This is a genomic window from Lachnospiraceae bacterium oral taxon 096, assembly GCA_018141845.1.
GTDB lineage: Bacteria > Bacillota > Clostridia > Lachnospirales > Lachnospiraceae > F0428.
On the sequence record CP073340.1, the window covers coordinates 506,369 to 529,750 of the forward strand.

The 23,382-nt window shown below is 38.6% G+C and carries 20 protein-coding genes and 1 pseudogene; 4 read left to right on the forward strand and 17 right to left on the reverse strand.

Annotation, left to right across the window (positions count from 1 at the left end; all coding sequences use genetic code 11):
- Positions 1-29: 29 nt before the first annotated feature.
- Positions 30-302: a metal-sensing transcriptional repressor gene (locus tag J5A74_02530; protein ID QUI96235.1), complete on the reverse strand. Its 273-nt coding sequence runs from the start codon at positions 300-302 to the stop codon at positions 30-32.
- A gap of 243 nt (positions 303-545) precedes the next feature.
- On the opposite strand from J5A74_02530, the gene ahpC reads away from it, so the two are divergent.
- Positions 546-1,109: a peroxiredoxin gene (gene ahpC, locus J5A74_02535; protein QUI96236.1), complete on the forward strand. Its 564-nt coding sequence runs from the start codon at positions 546-548 to the stop codon at positions 1,107-1,109.
- A 16-nt stretch (positions 1,110-1,125) separates the two neighbouring features.
- Positions 1,126-2,733: an FAD-dependent oxidoreductase gene (locus J5A74_02540; GenBank protein ID QUI96237.1), complete on the forward strand. Its 1,608-nt coding sequence runs from the start codon at positions 1,126-1,128 to the stop codon at positions 2,731-2,733.
- 73 nt (positions 2,734-2,806) lie between these two features.
- Here the strand turns inward: J5A74_02540 and J5A74_02545 are convergent, their stop codons facing one another.
- Positions 2,807-4,390 carry a DUF438 domain-containing protein gene (locus J5A74_02545; protein QUI96238.1) on the reverse strand — a complete coding sequence of 528 codons (1,584 nt, stop codon included), beginning with the start codon at positions 4,388-4,390 and terminating at the stop codon, positions 2,807-2,809.
- A gap of 60 nt (positions 4,391-4,450) precedes the next feature.
- Entirely contained in the window at positions 4,451-4,768 is a 318-nt protein-coding gene (locus J5A74_02550; GenBank protein QUI96239.1) for a transposase, read from the reverse strand.
- Between the two features lie 431 nt (positions 4,769-5,199).
- On the opposite strand from J5A74_02550, the gene J5A74_02555 reads away from it, so the two are divergent.
- Entirely contained in the window at positions 5,200-6,474 is a 1,275-nt protein-coding gene (locus J5A74_02555; protein ID QUI96240.1) for an IS110 family transposase, read from the forward strand.
- Positions 6,475-6,572: 98 nt separating this feature from the next.
- Here J5A74_02555 and J5A74_02560 read toward each other — a convergent pair.
- The 11 genes and pseudogenes from J5A74_02560 to J5A74_02610 form a co-directional block, all read right to left on the reverse strand.
- Positions 6,573-6,821, reverse strand: a pseudogene (locus tag J5A74_02560) (transposase family protein).
- A gap of 117 nt (positions 6,822-6,938) precedes the next feature.
- On the reverse strand, positions 6,939-7,553 hold the full coding sequence (locus tag J5A74_02565; protein ID QUI96241.1) for a superoxide dismutase: 615 nt from the start codon (positions 7,551-7,553) through the stop codon (positions 6,939-6,941).
- Positions 7,554-7,596: 43 nt separating this feature from the next.
- Entirely contained in the window at positions 7,597-7,800 is a 204-nt protein-coding gene (locus J5A74_02570; protein ID QUI96242.1) for a CsbD family protein, read from the reverse strand.
- A 65-nt stretch (positions 7,801-7,865) separates the two neighbouring features.
- A complete protein-coding gene (locus J5A74_02575) occupies positions 7,866-8,105 on the reverse strand; it encodes a GlsB/YeaQ/YmgE family stress response membrane protein (GenBank protein QUI96243.1) in 240 nt (79 codons plus the stop codon).
- Between the two features lie 504 nt (positions 8,106-8,609).
- Entirely contained in the window at positions 8,610-10,076 is a 1,467-nt protein-coding gene (gene malQ, locus J5A74_02580) for a 4-alpha-glucanotransferase (protein ID QUI96244.1), read from the reverse strand.
- Between the two features lie 20 nt (positions 10,077-10,096).
- Positions 10,097-12,355: a glycogen/starch/alpha-glucan family phosphorylase gene (gene glgP, locus J5A74_02585; protein QUI96245.1), complete on the reverse strand. Its 2,259-nt coding sequence runs from the start codon at positions 12,353-12,355 to the stop codon at positions 10,097-10,099.
- Positions 12,356-12,382: 27 nt separating this feature from the next.
- Complete coding sequence (locus J5A74_02590) at positions 12,383-14,137, reverse strand: glycoside hydrolase family 13 protein (GenBank protein QUI96246.1); 1,755 nt, start codon at positions 14,135-14,137, stop codon at positions 12,383-12,385.
- Between the two features lie 17 nt (positions 14,138-14,154).
- Complete coding sequence (gene pulA / locus J5A74_02595) at positions 14,155-16,086, reverse strand: type I pullulanase (GenBank protein ID QUI96247.1); 1,932 nt, start codon at positions 16,084-16,086, stop codon at positions 14,155-14,157.
- 3 nt (positions 16,087-16,089) lie between these two features.
- Complete coding sequence (locus J5A74_02600; GenBank protein ID QUI96248.1) at positions 16,090-16,962, reverse strand: sugar ABC transporter permease; 873 nt, start codon at positions 16,960-16,962, stop codon at positions 16,090-16,092.
- A gap of 3 nt (positions 16,963-16,965) precedes the next feature.
- Positions 16,966-18,345 (reverse strand): sugar ABC transporter permease, encoded by a 1,380-nt coding sequence (locus J5A74_02605; GenBank protein ID QUI96249.1) that lies wholly within the window; start codon positions 18,343-18,345, stop codon positions 16,966-16,968.
- Between the two features lie 12 nt (positions 18,346-18,357).
- Complete coding sequence (locus J5A74_02610) at positions 18,358-19,596, reverse strand: extracellular solute-binding protein (protein QUI96250.1); 1,239 nt, start codon at positions 19,594-19,596, stop codon at positions 18,358-18,360.
- A gap of 286 nt (positions 19,597-19,882) precedes the next feature.
- Here J5A74_02610 and J5A74_02615 point away from each other — a divergent pair, with 286 nt between their 5' ends.
- Positions 19,883-20,887 carry a LacI family DNA-binding transcriptional regulator gene (locus tag J5A74_02615; GenBank protein ID QUI96797.1) on the forward strand — a complete coding sequence of 335 codons (1,005 nt, stop codon included), beginning with the start codon at positions 19,883-19,885 and terminating at the stop codon, positions 20,885-20,887.
- 117 nt (positions 20,888-21,004) lie between these two features.
- Here J5A74_02615 and J5A74_02620 read toward each other — a convergent pair whose 3' ends face one another.
- The 3 genes from J5A74_02620 to J5A74_02630 are packed head-to-tail and all read right to left on the reverse strand — an operon-like array spanning position 21,005 to position 23,290.
- Entirely contained in the window at positions 21,005-21,742 is a 738-nt protein-coding gene (locus tag J5A74_02620) for a MerR family transcriptional regulator (GenBank protein QUI96251.1), read from the reverse strand.
- A gap of 59 nt (positions 21,743-21,801) precedes the next feature.
- On the reverse strand, positions 21,802-22,518 hold the full coding sequence (locus J5A74_02625) for an SAM-dependent methyltransferase (protein ID QUI96252.1): 717 nt from the start codon (positions 22,516-22,518) through the stop codon (positions 21,802-21,804).
- The gene (locus J5A74_02630) at positions 22,490-23,290 is read right to left on the reverse strand and encodes an alpha/beta hydrolase (protein ID QUI96798.1); all 801 of its coding nucleotides are present in this window, start codon (positions 23,288-23,290) and stop codon (positions 22,490-22,492) included. Before J5A74_02630 ends, J5A74_02625 begins: the two co-directional genes overlap by 29 nt.
- Between the last annotated feature and the right edge of the window lie 92 nt (positions 23,291-23,382).

A 23,382-nucleotide genomic window follows, 5' to 3' on the forward strand; every position in this document is an offset into this window, starting at 1 on the left:
ATGGGTATATCTTGTCAATCCTTCACTTTCTATTGCATATTGGCGAAACGCTCAATGGCCTTGGTAAAACTTTGTATCTTTTCTTCATCTCCACTTTCAATCGCATCTTTAATGCAGTGATGAATGTGCCCCTCCAATACAACTTTTCCACATTTATTGAGTGCTGACTTTGCTGCATTTAGTTGTGACAAAATATCTTCACAAGGTACATCCTCATCGATCATTCGATCAATGGCTTGAACCTGACCAATTATTTTTTTTAATCTCCTGTGAAGGTTTTCTGAATCCATACATTGTTTCATTTTTCAACTTCTCCTTATTTTTTCTCCTTATTTTTCATTCTATCAACTCCATTTTCAAAAAGCAATATGTAGTAATAATAGCTAAAAATAAGAATGATTCTTATTTATTTAGCTGAAAATATATATTTTTATTGTGTATACAAAAAAAGTATGGTAAAAATAACAATAGTGAGTTAGGTTATCCTATCACTTGTATTTCGCATGAATTTATTATTTATTTTATGTATATAAGGAGGAATTGTTATGTCATTAATTAACAAAGAAGTAGAAGAATTTAGTGTAAAAGGCTTTCACAGGGGAGAGTTTATTGATGTGTCCAAAAAGGATATCTTAGGAAAATGGAGCGTTTTCTTTTTCTATCCTGCTGACTTTACCTTTGTCTGCCCTACAGAATTGGAGGATTTGCAAAAGAATTATTCCGATTTTCAGGACGCAGGTTGTGAAATCTACTCTGTTTCTACAGATACCCATTTCACTCACAAGGCTTGGCATGATCACTCAGATCGTATTTCAAAAATTGAATATCCTATGCTCGCCGATCCAACTCATGTTTTGTCCAAGGATTTTGAAGTCTATATCGAAGCTGATGGCTTGGCAGAAAGAGGATCCTTTATTATTAATCCTGAGGGAAAGATTGTTGCCTATGAAGTAAATGCTGGTGGTGTGGGAAGAAATGCCGAGGAACTTTTGAGAAAACTTCGTGCCTGCCAATTTGTTCATGAGCACGGCGATCAGGTTTGTCCTGCAAAGTGGCAACCAGGTGCTGAGACATTAAAGCCAAGCCTTGACCTTGTCGGACAGTTATAAGATTTAGGGGAAAACTATGAATGAGAATATGTATGATGTCGTCATTGTAGGTGGAGGTCCAGCCGGTCTGACCGCTGCAATTTATTTGGCTAGAGGATGTTATCGTGTACTTGTCATAGAAAAGGAAAAATTTGGCGGTCAGATTTCTCTCACTGCAGAGGTGGTCAATTATCCAGGTATCGAACAAATTTCTGGTGCCCAACTCGGCGAACAGATGCGAAGACAGGCACAAAATTTCGGTGCTGAATTTTTACTAGCCACTGTTGATTCTCTATCCGTCGATGGAGATATAAAAACCATTCACACCTCAAAGGGCAAGATTTTATGTTTTGGCATTCTTCTTGCCACTGGGGCTAGCCCAAAAATGATTGGTTTTGAGGGAGAAAAAGAATTTAAAGGTCATGGCGTTGCCTATTGTGCAACCTGTGATGGCGAATTTTTTAAGGGAAAAGAAGTCTTTGTCGTTGGCGGTGGTTTTGCAGCCGCAGAAGAAAGTGTATTTCTCACAAAATATGCCACTCATGTGACCATTTTAATGCGAAAATCTGAGTTTTCCTGTGCCAAGGCCGTTGCACAACCTGTCTATGAAAACGAGAAAATCACCGTACTGCCAAATACAGAAGTAGTCAAAGTAGAAGGGCGAGATTTCTTAGAAAAGCTCACCTACAAAAATAACCAAAACGGTAAAGAGACTACTTTTAAAGATACCCATGGTTTTGGTGTCTTTGTCTTTGCAGGATATGAACCAGCAACCTCATTTGTCAAAGAATTAAATATCACTGATGAAAGAGGTTATATTGTCACTGATCGCACTCAAAAAACGAGTATCGATGGCATCTATGCTGCAGGTGATGTGTGTATTAAACCACTTCGTCAAGTTGTCACTGCTGTGGGTGATGCTGGTCTAGCTGCCACAGAATTAGAGAAATATGTTGCTGCTATGGAAAAAAAGACAGGCATAAAGCCTACTTTTTCTCAACCCGAAAAGCCTTCACCTGCAAAAGAAGAACAGGCAAAAAAGCAAGACTCCAGCCTATTTACTTCTGATATGTTAAGTCAGCTCCATACTGTCTTTAGCAAAATGGAAGCTCCTCTTGTTCTCAAAGTGTACACAAAGAATGATGCCCTTTCTAATGAATTGCTTTCCTATCTATTAGAATTGAGCCGTCTCACTGATAAGATCACTTTGGAAGAAATCAAAGATGAACAAAGAGCCCCTCTCGTAGAAATTTATAAAAATGGAGAATACAGCGGTCTTGCCTTCCACGGTGTTCCCGGCGGACATGAATTTACTTCATTTATCTTAGGTCTTTACAATGTATCTGGACCAGGACAAAGTGTCAGTGAAGATGTACTAACTCGAATTGAGAATATCAAAACCCAAACCTCTCTGCAAATATTGGTTTCTCTCAGTTGTACAATGTGCCCTGACCTAGTTGTTGCTGCACAGCGGATTGCATCCCTAAGTCCTTATGTTTGCACCGAAATTTATGACATCAACCATTTTCCAGATTTGAAAGACAAATACCATGTGATGAGTGTGCCTTGCATGGTAGTCAATGAAGATAAGGTCAGTTTTGGAAAGAAAAACATGGAAGAAATCCTAGACTTTATCCATAAATAAATCACATATCCTTACAAAAATAGGGAGAAGCTTCAAGTCAAATCACTTGAAGCTTCTCCCTACATTGCTATAATTACAATTTTTCTGGATGCTTTTTAAAGTACTCTTTGAAATGTTCCTTGATTTCTTCCATGTCCTGTACCGCCTCCAATGTTCCCACATAGTGATTCTCCTCATCCCGAACCGCCATGTAGGTGACTAAAAATGGCTTACCACCCTTTTCCATCCAAATCGGGAGTTTATCCTGTTTTCCCTCACGAAAATCAGAAATAATTGAGCGAACCATCGGCTCAATTTTAGGCGGATGGCAGGAAAATACCTCTCTATCAATGGCCATTTGTGGTCTCTTAAAGACTTTTGGTCCCTCATTAAAAAAGCGATTGATATTATCCTTATCCACAAAAGTAATTTCCACAGGAATAGTATTGAGCAAGGCAATCAATTCATCTTTTTTTAGATGTCCCCCAGGCATTACAATTTCTCCACTTCCTTCTTGATTGGACAAAGAGTCTATTTTTTTCTTTCCTTCTGCCTCATCCCACAAGTGATTTTCTACCAAAAAACAAGGGGCATAATCCTTTGAATCAAAATAAATTTGTACCCATTCCTCTTTTTGAAATTGCAGAGCACACATTGGAAACAGAATATTCTCTTCCTTGTAAATCATTTCCTCCATGCGCTGGCGAACCGCTTTATATTTTTCTACAAACTCCTGATTTACAAAACTCAAATTTCCAATTTCTCTTTTGAGTTCTCCCAATGTATCTCGAATTTCATCATCCACCGTCCACATCACTTGAGATGGTCCAGAAATATCATATTTTATCTTTAATAGCGGATATAAAAGATCCCCCTTCTTGGCATAGTGGATTGAAAAATTTCGAAGTTCATCTAGCTCACTGCTCAATTCCTCAATCAAAGCCTTTTTTTGCTCCTCTTTTAGCCCAACAACTTCTTCCCATCTTCCCTTCGTCTTTTGTAAGTAGGCTTCTAAGGCCTGATTTTCCATGGTAAAAGTATAGAGTGGATGTCCAATCTCTTGCACAAGCTGATTGGCTTCCTTGCTCTCATTGATATAATTTTTTCCCTTTTTTAGCGATGCCTGCACTGCTTTTTCTGCATTTTCAATTTTTTCTTCCTCGCTCTCACCGTGAAACAGTGCAGAGTGAACATCACAGAGTTTTTGCACCTTCGACAGTGGCATTCCCGATTCCATCAATCCCTGTTCGGCCTTCATAATCTCAGCAGGATCAACATCTTGAAAATCTCGCACAAAATCCTCTCGCACTTTTTCTATATCTTCTCCCAAAGAGAGGCGATCTAAAAGCTTTCTCAATTTTTCTGGGCGGTCTTCTTTTTCCTCCTCTGTATTTCCATTGCCTGAAAGCCTTTCTTTTTCCACTGTAGAGGGTTTCTTCAGCTCATTCTCCCCATCCACAACGGTAAATCCTTTTTCCACAAAGGCTCGAATAATTTTATCCATTGGGATATTCTTCATCTTCGATCCTCGTTTGATATTCATCACTTTCCCAACCGAAGCAAGCATCGCCGGCTTTTTAATTTCTGCAAATCCCAAATCAAACATAATATCAACTACTTCAGGGTACGCTTTTGACAATGCAAATATACTCTGATTGAGATCAATTTTCTTCTCCATTGCATCTCCTTTCTCATCATGAAACGACTGACTTGTCTCTTTAAATTCCTTGTAAAATGATTATATCCTATCCGCCTTTATAATGACAAGTACAGATAGCAATCCTAATAAAAAAAGGTTCTTTGTCAAATGTTGGGGTGGGTTGATTTTCAACCCACAAGAAAAGTATTGGACTTTCATCCGTTTAGACTGATCAAGCGATTTAAAATAGTCGACCAGACAAGTTCCTTTTCTAGAATAGAGTACATCAAATACTCTATGTTTTACAGGATCAACCACTATCGTTTGATATTTTTCAGTGCCTACATTCCCCTTAAATTCATCTATGGAAATGGCTTCTCCAAGGTTAGAAGAGGAATGATGAATTGTAGAAAGCACTTGATAAACGGTATGAGATGAAACATTGGCCCTGTTTGCTATCTGTTGAATATTCAGGGTATCGAAAAATGAGCTAGCAATCCATCGAGTAAGTCTGGATGTCCGACGTAGATACTTCGCAATAAAGGGATAAGATTCATAAAAATCTCCATTCCGCGGGCAAGCCGCGGCACAAATAGTAATGAAAGTGTTTTACATCTCAACTCTGTGATTTAAAATATATAACAAGAAGCTATACTACAAAGCACGGGAGGTAAAGTTGTAAAAACTTTCTCTGTTTTAGACAGCATAAAAATCAGTGTAAGTTCTGTCTTTTCAAGCACAAATAAGTGGTATCATGAATCCGTACACTAAGAATTGTTAAAGCTCTTTGTTTTATTGTGTGGCAGTTCAGTCAATGGCTTCTTATCTTTTGCGAAAGGAGTTACACTATGAAAGTTACTTATCAAACCTGTTGTGGTGTCGATGTTCACAAATCTTTTCTTGTTGCCACAATCATCAAAACTACCGCCGGTATTGAACCTTCTTATCAAAAGAAGCGATTCTCTACCTTCAACAATTCTATTTTAGACTTTAAATCGTGGCTTCTTAAAAATGAATGCCATGATGTCTGTATGGAATCCACAGGTAAATACTGGGTTCCTGTCTTTAATCTTCTCGAAGATCAAATCAACGTTACCATTGCTAATCCCAAATGGGTTAAAGCTGTTAAGGGTAACAAGGACGATACCAAAGATTCTAAATGGATTGGAGACTTATTCCGACTGGGACTTGTGAAAAGCAGCTACATTCCTTGTAGGTTGATCCGTATTCTTAGAGAATACACAAGATATCGTTACAAGCTTGTTTCTTGCCGTTCAAGTGAAAAGAATAGATATCAGAATGCTCTTACTGTTTGTAATATCGCATTAGATTCTGTTGTATCCGATATCTTTGGGAAGTCATCCTCATCCATTATCGATTATCTGCTTGAACAATCAGGTACTACGATTAACCATGAAGAAATCTCTTCAAAACTTCTTAAGAGCCTCAAATCCAAAGAAGACGCTGTGATTGAATCTATCGAAGGATATCAGATGACTGATGCCCAGAAATATCGTATGCGCCTAATTCGCGCACATATGGATTATATCACAGCTGAAATCAATGATATAGATAAACAGATTGAATCTTTGATTTCTTCCGATCCTGATTATGATAAAGCTATTCGGTTACTAACTACCATTCCGGGTGTCAAACGTGATAGTGCAATTACTATCATCTCCGAAATTGGTATTGATATGTCTCAGTTTTGTAATTCTAAACGCTTATGTTGTTGGGCAGGTCTTACCCCCGGCAACAATGAATCTGCCGGTAAGAAGAAATCTGTCCGTATTACACGTGCCGGTGTCTACCTCAAACCTGCATTAGTACAGTGTGCTCATGCAGCCGTGAAATCTGACAAGTCTCCTTACTACAAAACGAAATATGAATCCCTTGTTAAACGCCGTGGCAAGAAAAGAGCTGTTATTGCCATTGCCCGTATGATTCTTATAGCCATCTACCGGATGCTGTCTACCGGAGAGGTATGGAATCCAAGCGATCTTTACAAAATCGATATGCCTGCACCTTTAGCTGAAAAACAGAAGGCTAAGGCTATCAAGCAAGCCAAAAAACTTTTACAAAAGGAAGGACTGCTTCCTCCTGATGAACCTTTAGCTTCTTGATCAATCTACTAAATCTATATCCTCAAATAAGTTGCCTACTTAAGACAGCTTATTTAAGTGCGCCGGTTTACGGCTTACCTCTACTTTCTTTCACACTAGTGCTTACCACAATGAGAACAATGATAACGCCTCTTTTTCAAAAATAAAAAACAGGATTTACCCTGCAAAGGAATATCTTTCATCTTTTGAATCCTATAGTCATGTACTTTAGAAGTCAATGCGTTGCAGTTAGGACATGAATGAGGCTTGATATCTGTCTGAATATAAAATGAGATTGCATGATCATTTATAGATTTTATATTGACTTTTGCTTCATCAATGCCTAAAATTTTAGCTAGGTCGTTCATATGAACACCTCCTCCAAGTGTAGTTGTGGTGAACTGGGGACTTGGAGGTTTTTTTATTTATAATAATAAAAAATGTTGAGATTAGCAATTGCCAACCCCAACATTAATTATAGAACCTTATTTGCGGTTTTCGTAATTTTTGCTTACCTTCTCCCAATCCAGAACTTCAAAGAAATTTTTTACATAATCCCCTCTTAAGTTCTTATATTTGAGATAGTAGGCATGTTCCCATACATCAATACCCAATATAGGAGTGTGCCTTCCATCTTCCATAAAGGGATTATTCTGGTTTGGAGCCTTTGTGGCATAGAGCTTCCCTTCTTTATCTGCAGAAAGGAAGGCCCAGCCGGAGCCAAACTGGCCCAAAGCCAGATTCTGCAAAGTCTCTATCAGCTTATCCAAGGAACCGAAGTCTCTCTTTATAGCCTCTTCCAAAGCCGGAGTAGGCTTTGTGTCCTTCGTCGGACCCATAACAGAAAAATACAGATTATGGTTATAATATCCACCACCATTATTCTGCAGAGCATTCCTTAAAGCTTCATCAGACACGGAAGACAGGGAGAAAAGAATTTCCTCTACAGACTTATTTGAAAGTCCTGCTTTCTCAACAGCTTCATTAAAATTCTTAGTATAAGTCGCATGATGCTTTTTACAATGAGTTTCCATGGTTAGGGTATCAATATGGGGCTCCAAAGAATCAAAATCATAGTCTAATTTTATTTGCTCAAACATAGAACTCTTCCTTGATTGGTACTATCCCATCCGGATGTTAAAATTATTCTTTATCCTTATTTATAATATTCTTAACACCGTCAACTGTTCCTTCTATAGCATCTTTAACATCTTCAACGACTTCTTTGACTTTTGCGGCTGCTTTTTCAGCTGCACCTTCTTTTTCTGTCTTTTTGTCACCGGTTAACTTGCCTACACCTTCTTTTACTGCACCCTTAGCCTGGTCGATTTTTTCTTCAATTGACATAATTATATCTCCTTTCATTGAAATTAATTTTTATTTCCAAATCATATCATTCGAGAAAAGCTAGCTCATTCCTTTTTCCCAAAGAAAAATGATACAACAGCAATAACAATTACTGCACCTAAGATAGAAGGAATTAATGCCATTCCTGCCATAGTCGGACCCCATTTGCCAAACAGCGCCTGTCCTACAGATGAACCTAATAAACCTGCAATGATATTAGCAATTATACCCATTGCTTCACCCTTTTTAGTAATTGCTCCTGCAATGAAACCTATTAAACCACCAACAATAAGTGACCAAATCATACTCTTACTCCTTTACATTAAATTTATATATTTGTCTAAAATTACTTCATTTGGCAGTTTTGTAGATAATTAATATATGTAGTATATTATACATCATATTTTTTAAAAATCAAACAATATTATTTGATGATGGTACTAAAGCCTAGTCATTTTATAACGATGAATAGTCATTAACAGAATCTAAATTGTATTTTATAGTCATAACGATTATAAAATGGATAACAAATTAATTATTTTCTTTATTTACAGCAATTATTGTAAGTTAATATAATAATCGTCCCTGACTAACAAAATAAATTCCGTGCAAGCAAACTTTACAAAATAAGGTATTATTCCATTTCTGCCAGTTCTTCCTGTGTCATTCCTCTTTTAAGCCTGTATCCTCTTATTTTCTGTCCTAATGTCTTTTCCATCTTTCTCTCCATTTCCGCCTAAAACGGAAACAGACGTAAAAAAAATACATTGGCTCTCACAAATTATTGTGAAAGCCAATGCATTTACTTTCTATCTAGAAATCATCAAGCTTTTATACTTTGCCATCTCTTCTTTTGCTTTTTTAAAGTCAGGCATACGCCACTCCCAGTTTGGACTTCCCACTGTTCCCGGAGTATTCATATGTCCTTCTTTTCCCAAGCCTAGGATATCGACCATTGGAATAATCGCATACTCTGCCTTTCTCTTCAACAGATAGCTCAAAAGTCGATCCTTCACACTTCCGTCCTTCATTCCCTGCTTCTTTAAGAAAATGCGAACCTTTCTTTTTGCAGCGGCATTTAATCCCTGATACCATTCCATCAAGGTGTCATTGTCATGAGTTCCTGTATAAAAGATGGTGTTTTCTTCATTCTTTGCAATGTCATGGGCATACTTTCCACTGGTTTCAATAGAAAATACAAGGATCTTCATTCCCTTTAAGTGATAATGATCCTTTAATTCCAAAACCTCCGGACGCAAATCGCCCAAATCTTCAGCCACCAAATTTACGCCTGGGATTTTCTCCTTTAGGGTATCCAACACCTCATATCCAGGAGCCTCAATCCATTCTCCTTCAATAGCTGTTGGGCAAGAAGCTGGAATCTTCCAGAAGGTATCAAACGCACGGAAATGGTCGATGCGGATAATGTCAAATAATTTTGCACTATATCCAATTCGATCAACCCAGAATTGATATTCCTTTTTCTTCATATAGTCCCAATCATAGATTGGATTTCCCCATCTTTGTCCTGTAGCACTGAAGTAATCTGGTGGAACGCCTGCAATAAACAGAGGTCTTGCATCGGTATCTAGCAAGAAGTTATCCTTTCCTGCCCAGACATCCACTGAGTCAAGTCCCACATAAAATGGAACATCTCCCATAACCTCAATTCCTGCGGCATTGGCCCTTTCCTTCACCTTCATCCATTGGCAGAAGAATACATATTGGAGAAAACAATGAAATTTTGCCTCCTCTTCTACTGTGGCTGGAAGAGATGTTCTCGTCTTTGGCCAATCCCTATCTTCCATCTTCCATTCATTCCAACAACTTCCTTCATTGGCCACCTTCAATGCACGAAATACTCCATAAGTGTAGACCCAATCCTGTGCCATAAACTGCTTGTAAGCATCATCATCCTGACCATTTTTACTCTTGAACTTCTCAAAGGCCTGTCTCAAATATGGCTCCTTAAATGCTCGCACAGCATCATAATCCACATATTTTGTATCCTCTCTAAAAGCTACAGGCTCTTTCTCAAGCAATCCCTCTTGATATAAAGTGTCCAAACTAATATAGAGTTCATCCCCTGCACATGAGGAATAAGGCTGATAAGGGGAATTTCCATATCCCACTGGATTTAGAGGCAAAATCTGCCAAATCTTTACACCATTTTCCCCCATCATCTCAATCCATTGATATGCGGCTTCTCCCAGCTCTCCCACTCCCGTGCGGGAAGGGAGTGCAGAGACTGGCATTAAAATTCCTGTCTTTTTCATTTTTTTCTCCTCATTAAAACTTATAAATGCCAGATATCCTCATTGTATTCTGCAATAGTTCTATCAGAAGAGAAGAAACCAGCTTTCGCAATATTTACTAGGGTTTTCTTTACCCACTTGTCCTGATCCTCATAGTCACTGAGCATTTGCTCTTTTACCTTGATATAATCCTTTACATCAAGCAATGCCATAAACCAATCCTTGTACACAATTTCCTTGTACAAGCGTACCAGATTTTCAGCATCTCCAATGCGCAACAATTCTTTGCCGACAATAAAGCTTACCAAATCTTCTACCATCGGATCATTTTTATAGATGTCTGCAGCACAATAAGTACCTGTCTCATAGAGCTTAATGACATCCTCAGATTTCTTTCCGAAGATATAGATGTTGTCATCGCCCACCAACTCGTGAATCTCTACATTAGCTCCATCCTCTGTTCCCAAAGTCAATGCTCCATTCAACATAAACTTCATATTTCCTGTACCTGAAGCCTCCTTCGATGCGAGAGAAATCTGCTCAGAAATATCGCAAGCTGGAATGAGCTTTTCTGCCTTTGTGACATTATAGTTTTCTACCATAACAATCTTCATATATGGGCTTACATCTGGGTCATTGTCAACTAACTGCTGTAAGCAGAGAATCAAATGGATAATATCTTTTGCAATGGTATAAGCTGGTGCAGCCTTCGCTCCAAAAATCATAGTGAGTGGACGCTTTGGAAGATTTCCCTTCTTGATTTCCTTATACTTGTAAATTGCATAAAGTGCATTCATCTGCTGTCTCTTATACTCATGGAGACGCTTAATCTGAATATCGAATACAGAATTCTCATCCACATCAATATTCTGTGTCTTCTTCAAGTACTTCTTCAACTCGATCTTTGCATCCTTCTTGATCTCTCTCAATCTCTGAAGAACCTTCTCGTCATTCTCATAGGCCAACAACTTCTCTAAGTTTGTCGCATCTTCCATAAATCCTGAGCCAATGAGTTCCTTCAAATAGTCAGCTAACTCATAGTTGCAGTGCAACAACCATCTGCGGAAGGTGATACCATTGGTCTTGTTGTTAAACTTCTCTGGATAGATATCATAGAAAGGCTTTAACTCGGAATCCTTCAAAATGTCTGTGTGAAGAGCGGCTACACCATTCACTGCATATCCATAATGAATATCAATATGAGCCATATGAACACGGTTCTCATTGTCAATAATATAGACTCTTTCGTCCTGGAACTTTGCTCTTACTCTTGCATCCAACTCACGGATAATTGGCATCAACTGAGGTACTACCTTCTCCAAGTAGTGAATTGGCCACTTCTCCAACGCCTCAGCCAAAATGGTGTGATTGGTGTATGCACAAGTCTTGCTCACAACATCAATTGCTGTGTCCATATCAAAGCCCTTTTGTTGTGTCAAAATGCGAATCAGCTCTGGGATCACCATGGTTGGGTGTGTATCATTGATCTGAATGCATACATGCTCATGAAGCTTATGTAAATCTACGCCTCTTTGCTCTGCTTCCTTGAGAATAAGCTGTGCACCATTGCTCACCATAAAATACTGCTGGTAAATTCTCAATAAATGTCCAGCCTCATCACTGTCATCTGGATAGAGGAATAATGTCAAGTTCTTGAAAATATCATACTTATTGAACTGAATACCCTCGCCAATGATTGACTCATCTACGGTGTCAAGGTCAAAAAGGTGCAATTTATTGCATTTGCTCTGGTGATATCCTGTAACATCAATATCGTACATTGTAGATTTCAAAGTGAAATCCTTAAATGGAACCTCAAAGCTTACATCTGTTCTTGTCAACCAGCTATTTTCTGTAATCCATGGATTCTTCTCTTCTCTTTGCTTGTTATCCACAAACTTTTGAAGGAATAATCCGTCGTGGTAATTTAAGCCCACACCATCTCCATTGAGCCCAAGAGTTGCGATAGAATCAAGGAAACAAGCAGCAAGACGACCCAATCCACCATTTCCAAGTGAAGGCTCCATCTCGACATCCTCGATGGCAGTTAAATCATGACCATTTTTTGCAAGAAGCTCTCTCACTTCATCAAACAGTCCAAGATTAATCAAATTGTTGGAGAGCAACTTTCCAATAAGGAACTCTGCTGAAATATAATACAGCTTTCTTTTTCCATCATTGTGCTCCATTCCCTGCATCTTCTCTTTTGTCATGTTCAAAAGTGCGATATAAATTTCTCTGTCTGAAGCCTCAGCAATTCCCTTGCCGAGCTTCTCCTTTAACAAATCCTCTACTGACATCTTTCTTAACATCTCCTTTTATTTTTTCTAAATTCTACGGATTAAGATTCCATCTTGACCAAGAGTCTCTCCGTCAAATTCATATGCAAAAAGCACCTCTCCTTCGCCTCTCACTTTGACAGTCTCATTTGAGGCATTGATGAGAACTTCCATCTTATTTCCATCCTCGTCAATCTTGATATATTCTACGCATCGCTCATTTTCATAGCTGTGTGGAAAATGAAAATGCGGACTTCTGCAGGTCTTTTCCTTTCTTCTGAGCATAATCAAGCTGCGCATCGTGGCAATCTTTTTCTGATTTTCTTGACTATCAATCTCACTCCACGGCATACACCTTCTACAATCTGGATCATGTGCCCCTTCCATTGCAATCTCTGTGCCATAGTAGATGCACGGACTTCCTGGAAGTGTAAAGAGAATGGCCAATTGCTGATAAAACTTATCCAGATTATGGAAGCGATTCATCAACCGCTCTGTGTCGTGAGAATCCAACAAATTGAAAAGTACATTGTTATTTTGCTGCATATACATAGTATAGCAGCGATTGACCATATATTCAAATTCATCCTTTTTCATTGTTTTGTCAATAAAAAAGTCATGGATGCCACTGAGCAAAGGATAATTCATTACCGAATCATATTCATCTCCCTGTAGCCACTGACTTGCATCATGCCAGATCTCCCCAAGCAAATAAATATCGGGCTTTATTGCCTTTAAATGCGTCCTGATTCGCTTTAAAAATCGATGAGATACTTCATTTCCCACATCAAATCGAATGCCATCAATACCAAATTCCTTGATCCAATCCTCACAGACCTTACAAAAATATTCAATAACTTCATCGTTATTGGTATTTAGCTTAGGCATACCATCTGTAAATGCAAAAGAATAAAAGCGTCGATCCCTAGTATCTGCTCTCTTTCCAATTTCATCCCAATTTTCAACCATAAACCAATCTGCATAGCGAGAATCTTTTCCATGCTCTAGAACATCGAGCCAAGGGGCAAATTTTCTTCCACAATGGTTAAACACCGCATCCACCATAATATGGATTCCTCTTTCATGAGCTTCCCTGCAAAGTGATTTCATTATATCACTATTTCCAAAAGCTGGGTCGATTTTTGTATAATCGGTTGTGTCATACTTGTGATTCGAAGAGGCCTCCATAATTGGATTTAAATAAATTCCCGTAATTCCTAACTCCTGTAAATAGCCCAATTTTTGGCGAATGCCCTCTAAATTTCCCCCAAATTTTTCATGATTTGTCACACTTCCGTGATCTCTCCACGGTGTGATGTCATCACCATTTTTTTCTGGTGTTCCATTACAAAATCTGTCTGGAAAAATTTGATACCAGATTGTATCATTTACCCATGTAGGTGTGCGGTTGATGTCTGCTGGGTTCATCCATGGTACAATAAAGCACTGTAACATTCGACCGTCCATATGAAATTGTTCTTTGGTCAAAAAACCATCTTCAAAATAGTACCAAACCTGATCCTTTGTATGCAATTCAAAAAAATACTTGCATCTCTTATAAAATGGAAAAAGTGTAGTTGTCCACCAAATCTGATGTGACAGACGCTTTTTATGAACAATTTCTTCTCTCTTTCCAGTCCATTTTTCCTTTCCCCCAAGAATTCCAGCCTCAAAAGGGTCTCCATAGTGAATAAAAACTTTTTCTACATCATATCCTGTTTTGAGGTTTACAATCAATCTGTCTTCATCCAGGGGGTAACTCATCTGTTCTGATGTTCTATGATACACACTGGCAAATTCCATCTGATTTTCTCCCTACTCTACTTTCGTCCAAGTATGACTACACTCTGTGCACTAACTTCTACCTGTCCATCTACATGAATCTCTTTTTCAAAGCACCAACTGTCATTTCCATCACACAAAAGTTCCCAATTTCCATCTAAGTCACACAAGAAAGCTTTCTTTGATGCATTGTAAATCACCTTTACCTGAGACCACAAGCAACCCTCATCATTGTTCACCGTAAAACCGACAATCTGCTTTTCTTTCCAGATATCCGTGATCTTTTTATCGCTATCCTCAGATTTATCACAAAGTCCAGAAATCTTTTTTCTCAGTGCAATCAATCCCTGATAGTAATGAACCAATTCGTGGTTTTGCCATGCCTGTTCCCATTTTAGGCAATTCAATGAAATTGGAGCATTAAATGTATTATCTAGTCCATCTTTTGTTCTAGCAAACTCTTCTCCTGACAAAAAGAACAATGTTCCCTGGCAGGTCATATAGACTGCAGCGGCCATCTTATTGAGTCGCATACATTCCTCTTCTGGGACAGTCTCCTTTAACTTATCCCACAAAGTATGATTGTCATGTGCCGATACATAGGTGACAATCTGGGAAGGAGCCTTTACATTTTTCCATCCCCTTGCCTGATATGGATTTGCACACCATGCCATCACACTGGCCAACATCTCATCTTCTTTTTTCTGTGCCCCATTGATAAAACCTGCCTTTTTTGGTTTGAGTGCAGATCCCTTAATACCATCACGAGTACTGTCACAAAAAGCACCGACATTTTCATCTAAAAGTCCGATATTATTCTTTTTCGCTAACTTTTTTCTTCCTTCTACTGCTGTCTTTGTCGCTGCCCACGGCTCACCATAAATAATCTTTTTTCCCTTGCCATATTGAAGATCGAATTCTTTTCTGATTCGATTCATCAAATCTACATCCAACAGTCCCATCAAGTCAAAGCGGAAACCATCAATATGATATTCCTTGGCCCAATAAAGCACCGAGTCCAGAATATATTTTCCGCACATTGCTCTCTCACTGGCCACATCATTTCCGCAAGCTGAACCATTAGAAATCGTTCCATCTGGAAATACTCGGTAAAAATACCAAGGCAATGTCTTCTGAAGCCATGAATCCAGCGAATATGTGTGATTGTAGACCACATCCATAATGACACCAAATCCTGCTTCATGGATCGACTGGATCATCTCCTTCATCTCCTTGATGCGAACCTCACCATGTTTTGCATCGGTCGCATAGGATCCCTCTGGCACATTGTAATTGACTGGATCATATCCCCAGTTAAATTCCGTGTCATCTCCATCTTCATCCACTGACCCATAGTCATACATTGGCATAATCTGAATATGGGTTACCCCCAGCTCTTTCAGATAATCAAGACCTGTTGGATGAATCCCGTCATTATTTAATGTTGTATGCTTACAAGTAAATGCCTTGTACTTTCCGCGATATTCCTCAGGAAAACCACCCGACTTATCCCAAGAAAATTCTTTTACATGAAGCTCATAGACGATTCTTTCTTCACCTTCTTCAGGTGATTGTTCCTTTTCCCATCCCTCAGGGTCGGTCTTTTTTAAATTTACTGCCATACTGCGCAGTCCATTCACTCCACACGCCTTTGCATAGGGATCTGCTGTCAGGACTTTCTCACCATCTCTGGAAATTAAATAGTCATAGTATACCCCGTGAAGTTCTTCATCTGTCTCCCAGCTCCATACTCCCTTTTCTTTTGCTTCCATTGGAATCTGTCGATAAGCTTTTTCGCCATTTCCTGCATGATACAAATTTAAGATGACACCTTCCGCCTCTGGTGACCACAGACGGAAGGTTGTTTTATCCTCATTACATTCTACCCCAAGATCATTCCCATCATAAACAAAATTTTTAAGGAATGCCCTTGAAGAATAATACTTCTTTAGTTCTACTCTATCTCTCATTCTTTATCCCTTAACTGCACCTGATACGCCATTGACATAATACTTCTGCATACATAAGAATAAGATCGCAATTGGAATAGAAATCAACACTGCACCTGCTGCGAAGCTGGTGTACCAACTATCAATATATTCCTTCTCCAGCATTTTCCAAAGTCCAATAGCAATCGTATACTGGTCAGAATTTGCTCTACAAATAACCTTTGCAAAGATGAAGTCAAGCCATGGAGCCATAAATGATGTTAAAACTGTATAGACAATGATTGGTTTACTCAATGGCAATGTGATTTTTGAGAAAATCTGCCATCTCGTACATCCATCCAAAAGTGCAGCCTCATCAATCGCTGTTGGAATGGTGTCAAAAAATCCCTTTGCAATCTGAAAGCCAAGTCCTGCACCTCCAGAGTAACACAAGATCAATGCCAACTTAATGAGACTTCCCTGAGTAAGTCCCATCGCTTTCAAAATAAAGTACACTGCGATCATGGACATAAATCCTGGGAACAATCCAAGAACCATGGCCATGTTCATATAAGGCTTTCTCAACTTAAACTTCAATCTAGACAAGCAGTAAGACACTGCAAGTACATAGAATGCAGACAAAATACAAGAACAAATGGCAATAAACAAGGTGTTCATAAACATTTGTGGAAAGTTCAAAATTGATGTATCAGAAAATAACTTTGCATAATTACTAAGTGTAAACGCTTTTGGGAAGAAGGTTGATACATAAGAGCCTTTTTCCGCACGGAAACTTGTAAGGATTACCCAAAAGATAGGGAAAAGCCAAATGACAGCCAACACCGCAAGCACAATATGCACAATGGTATTGTCGATCATCCTCTTCTGCTTTGCAGATTGTAATTTCTTTCCTGCCATGATTTAGAAGCCTCCTTCTTCTTTGTAAGATTTACTATTTCTATAGGTCAAGAGTGCACCGATAGCCAAAATAATAAAGGTCATAATTCCAATAACTGCACCGATATTGTAGTATTGCTTGTCGATTGTCAACTTATAGAGCCATGTAACCAAAAGATCGGTCTTACCTGCTGTTGAAGAAAGATCGGTAACAGGATCTCCTCCTGACAAAAGATAAATAACATTGAAGTTATTGATATTTCCTGTAAAAGTTACAATCAAATATGGTGTTGTCACATAGAGCATATATGGCAATGTAATCTTTGTAAAGATCTGCAATGCATTCGCTCCATCCATTCTTGCCGCCTCATACAAATCTTCTGGGATATTCTGAAGAACACCTGTAAGCTGAAGCAAGGTATATGGCACACCAACCCAGATGTTGATGATGATTACAGTAACTCTTGCCCATGTTGGATTTGTAAAAAATGGAAGGCTTGCATCTTTTGCAATCAATCCCAAATTTCTCAAAAGCACATTAATGGCTCCCTCTGGCTGTAACATTGTACGCATAATCAAAAGAGAGACAAACATTGGCACTGCACAAGAAAGTACAAAACAAAATCTCCAAAATGCTTTTGCTTTTGTTCCCTTTCTGTTGATCAAAAGGGATAAAATCATTCCAAAAATATAGTTACTAAATGTTGCAAAGAACGCCCAAATTACAGTCCAAGCAAGCACTGACCAGAAGGTACTTCCTAAGATACTTCCTGAATCAAACAATGTCTTGAAGTTGTCAAGTCCTACCCAGTTAAAGAGCATTAAATGATTGTCAATACGGCTGTAATTCGTAAAGGCCATACAGATCATAAATACAAGTGGAAGGATAGTAAATACAAAGACAAATGCTGTTGGTGGTGTCATAAACAGGCGATACAAATTCTCATGAAGAAGAGACTTCAAATCTTCTCCAAAGTTATTGACATGTCTTCCTTCCTTGTGAAGACGCTCAGCCTTATAGGCACTCTTTAAAGCTCCTCTCCAAGCAAAGAACATCAAAACAGTAATTAATATTGCCGTCACACCATAGAGCAAAATCAGAACGGACTGATCGCCCTTTGTGTAGAGATAAATCTGCTTAGCTTGATCCCAAACTTCTTGTTGTTCTACAGATCCCAATGTGCGAAGGTTACCAATAAACCCAATTCCATTGACCACCATAAAGACAATGTAAGCGATTTCAATGGCCAAATATAAAAGTCCCTTGATTACCTGCCCATGCACAATATTTCCCAATCCCATTAGAATCATGGAAAGTTTTGTCTCTAATCCGCCCTCTTTTATCGCATTTTTACATGTATATGGCGTTGGAAATTCATTAACTCTTTTCTTAAATAAACTCATTCCATTTACCCCTTACTTGATTCCATTACTATTCATTGCTGCATTCATTGCTTCTACTTGCTCTTTTGCATTTTCATGTGTCACACTCTTGTTGCGGATTCCTTTTCCCATATTCTCAACTGGTGTCCAACAATTGCTCATTGCCGATACAAATGGCTGAAGAACAGAGGTATTATTAAAGGTATTATTCTGTGCCTGAACAAGTTCATCTGATGCAACTTCCTTGTCCTTTAGAAGTTCAGTATTACATGGAATAACATTTCTCATCTCATAATGTGCCTTCTGAGCATCTAGTCCACCCAGATACACCGCAAGCTCAACTGCCTGCTCCATATATTGGCTGTGTGCATTGACTCCGATAGCCTTTGAACCTGCATAGGAAAGCATTTGCTTATCCTGTCCATTCACTGTAAATGTCGGTGGAGTCGTAACACCCATATTGTCACCCAATGCTTCCTTGATTGCCTTTGCATCCCAAGAACCCGTAAACATTGCATTCACACTGCCATCACGAAGACCTGCAAGTGCAGAACCATCGGCATCAATTTTAAAATTCGGATTGTCTGCAAGATCAATCACATAATTGGTGACATCCACTGCCTTTTGACCACTAAAGTCAACACCCTTTGACTCATCTGTTCCATCTCCGAACAAGGTACATCCATTTCCAAGATAGAATGCTGGAAGATACCATGAGTTGACTAATGGGAAAGACACCTTTCCTTTTTTCAGCATATGATCCAAGTTTTTCACATCATCTGCAGAAAATACAGACTTATCATAGAACATATACCAAGTATTGGTTGTAAACGGAACGCCATAGAGCTCCCCATTCACTGTAAGGGAATCCAAAAGTCCCTTTGCATTACTTGACTCAATCTCCTCTTTGTACTTTCCACCAAACTTTGCCACAGCCTTTGCATCAATAAGATTGGTTATACGGTCATTTGCGTACATAAACACATCCGCACTTGCCTCTGGATCCTGTGCCACCTGGTCTGCCGCTGTTGCCTCATCGGCAACACCATAGACAAAAGTAATATCCCACTCTGGATGATCCTTTGCAAAATTACTACACATTGTCTGCAACCATTGACCACTGTCTTTTGATTGATCCTCTGATGGCGACCATACCATTAGTCTGACCTTCTCCGATCCTTTCGCCACCTTACTACTTCCACATCCAGTAAGCCCTACCGCTAGGCTTGCCGTCATGATTCCTGCTAGAAACACTGCCAGACCTCTTCTCATTCTCTTTCTTCCTCCCGCCTTAAATTTTCGCATTGTTTCGTTATGTTTAATATATATCTTTTTTATTTTTTCGTCAATCTATTTTCAATCTCTCCCGATGTCTTCGTTAAATTTACATAATTTACTATCTTTATATTTGTGCAATATCCCTTTGGTCTATTTTTTTATAAAACTTTACTAAATTTTTTTTATTTTATATAATAAAAAGAAACTGATTTTTGTAGCACTGTACTAGAATTGTTTAAATACAACAATTCTCTTATTGATTATGAAAGGATATAAAATTATGACGACTATCCAGGATATTGCTGATAAAATAGGAGTCTCCAAGAGCACTGTATCAAAAGCACTAAATAATGCACCCGATATTAGTGAAACGGTAAGAAAACAAGTTTTAGAAACTGCTGTTGCCTTAGACTATACGAAATTACGCCGTTATAAAAATCCCGTACAAAAGATCTGTATATTAATAGAAAAAGAAAATATGCAATATGAAGAACCGCATGATTTTGCCTATGATATCATTATGGGATTTCGCCAGATGGCGGAGCCTGCTGGCTTTGAAGTTGAGATTATACCGATAGACATTCAAACACAGCGAAACCAACACTATGATATTTTTATGCTTGGGCATAATTATGTCGGTGCTTTTGTCATTGGCTTTTCACTCAATGACCCATGGATCAAGGACTTTGAGACTAGTCGTACACCTACAGTACTCTTTGACAACTATATTGTTGGCAATCCATCGACAGCCTATGTCGGAATTGACAATGATGAGGGGATGATATTGGCTGTCTCCTATCTTATCCGACTCGGCCACCGAAAGATTGCCTACTTAAGTAGCTCCCTTGGATCGAGGGTCTTACAAATACGGCACGCTTCCTTTTTCCGTGCCATGCACCAACATGGAATTAAGACTTCCTCTGCCAATGCAGGATGCTCATATCATTTGTCTGAATGCATTGAAAAGCATCTACCCAGATTTTTAAAAAGTGGAATGACGGCTATTATTTGTAGCCAAGATACTATAGCCAGTGCTGCCATCACCCAGTGCCAACAACTGGGATATCAAGTACCTAATGATATTAGTATTGTTGGATTTGATGATCTCCCGCTGGCGGCTCATCTATCCCCACCGCTCACAACCATTCAACAAGATCGGTCTGAACTTGGAAAAAGCGGCTTCTTTGCACTTTCGAGTTTACTCAATCACATACCAATTAGTACATTTTTACTGCGTGCACATCTGATCGAGCGAGCATCTGTGTGTGAACTGACAGTCAAATAAACTGATTTACTCAATTTTATAGAATAGATTTAAACTCTGTGCACAAAAGGACCGCAAATAATCAATGATGAAAAAGCCAACCACCGACAAGTCAGATGGTTGGCTCTTTTCTTACACTTACTTTTTTACGGTTTTTTCCTCTCCTCCCCAAATCTCCACACAAAATCCCTTGTGACCACACTTAGTGCAAGTCAACTTGCGAGTCGTTGGTGTATGCCTTGCTAAAATCAGCTCTTTTACAGATGGCCGAAATGTTTGATGACATTCTGGACAAATGTATTGTACATTACTAAAATAATGGATAATCATGATGCTTCCCCACCCAACTGCAATAAGTAAACAAAGGGCAAATGGCCACCATACCCCCTTGACAATCCAAAAAATAATACAAGTCCACTGCATGATACCCATCGGCAATGCTGTTAAAAATACCATTTGACGAAGTTTTTTTAATTTTTTCTTGTCTTTCATCTTTATGGTCATGTCACTGATGGATTCGAGAGAGCACTGATCTTTACTGGCAAGCTCATTTTTTAGTTCCCGAAGTTTTGCCAATTTTTCCTTCTTCTTTCCAATCTCATCAGAAAGCAATTTGTCTTGCTGTTCAATGAGAAGAGAGAGTAGCTTTTCAGGATGCTCTTCTTGTAGTATTTGAGAGATTGCCTCAATCGACAAATCCAATTCTCTCAAAAAACATATCATTTTCATCCTCTTCAATTCACTGTCTGAGTAAACTCGTCGTCCCCCTTCAGAAAGCTCACTTGGAATTAGGATTCCCCTTTGATCATAATATTGAACTGTTCGGACTGTAACACCACAGAGCTTTGCCAACTCTCCCGTTGTGTATTTTGACATGACTTTCACCTCCTTACGCCATAGATTCTACAACATAACCTAGCGTAACAAACAAGACCTCACGCAGGGGATTTTTTACTGAAATGATTGACTTTTGAAAATGGGCATCGTTTCCCAATACATTGATTATTTTGTGCTGAATATTTACATACAACTTCTGGCTTCTCTATCGTAATGTTAAAATTCTCCTTAACAAAATCAATGGCAGTAAAAATAGAGAGGAAGGAATCTCTCTTACAGCAACGTGGTCCTCCAATCTTTCCGATTTCTTCCAACGATTTTGCTGTCATTTTATGCGAAAGTGCAAAAGGTTCATTAGACATAGGTGTAGACTGTGAGATAATAGAAATAAACATTCCTGTACTAATTCCTGCACCACAAGCCCCCCAAAATCCACAACTCCCCCCTGGAACGCTCTTACCACGATTCATCATCTCTATCAGCGTGCTGTGGAGATCAATCTTTCCACCAGCATTTTTGTATGCAGTAAGCAATGCTGCTCCAACCATAACATGATGTTCTGGACCATGCATATGGCAAAATGGCAGTGCCATCATCTCTTCAATAATCGCTATTGGATTCTTGGAAGTTTCTTTCCTACATAAATCAATAATTGCTGCAAGTCCTTGTGTGTGGCAATCATTACACACATAGTGACCATTTATACATCTTGTCTTAGTATTTTCTTTTTTGTGACAAATCTCACACTCCATCAAAATATCAGCATTTAGATACTCAAGCGGAGCCTTACAAATTAAACATTCTTCTTTTGCCATTTATTCTCCTCCCACACTTTTCATCCTCTATTTCAATTTGTTCCTCTAAGAAATGATCATATTCTGTTGAATCCTTGACGATACGCTCACAATGTCCATAGCCTTTCCACTGTACTAAATGTGCATAAGGCAAGAATTGGGGAAGAAATTTTTTCGCTCCTTTTAAGTCAAATTCTCTATCCCCATAGCAAAAAATACAAATTTTCTGTTCTTCTTGACTTAACTTTGGAATCTGTACATGGGCACAATCATAAATCATATTTTTTATGCTCTCCTCATCCATATGTATAAATGTGTCTGTCATCTTCTCTGAAGCTTTTTCTCCAAACATTTTTTTCATTTTCGCAATAGATAAAGCCCGATTTTTTCTTGCCATTCTATGCTTAGACAACATGATCTTTTTTAAAAAAAATTCCATGATAAAAGAATTTTTCCAAAGTGGTGCTCCCTCAAAAATACATTTTTGAAAGTTAACTTCTTTATATTCTATAAGATACAATAAAACTACAGCTCCCAAAGATGCCGCATAAGCCAGATTGATTTTTTGTACGCCTTTATCTTTCAATATTTGTCGTACTTTCTTGGCTTCTTCTCTCGCAGAATGATAGCTTTCTTGGCTTTCTCCATGAGAAGACAAATCGGGAATTAAAAGCCGATATTGTCCTTTTAATCCCTCTACAATACATTGTCTCATCCCTTCTGCCGAAGACAGCATCGGATGAATCAGTAAGATAATTGTTTTATTTTCAGGATTGATGTCTAAACAATGCATAAAAATCTCCATTCCGCGGGCAAGCCGCGGCACAAATAGTAATGAAAGTGTTTTACATCTCAACTCTGTGATTTAAAATATATAACAAGAAG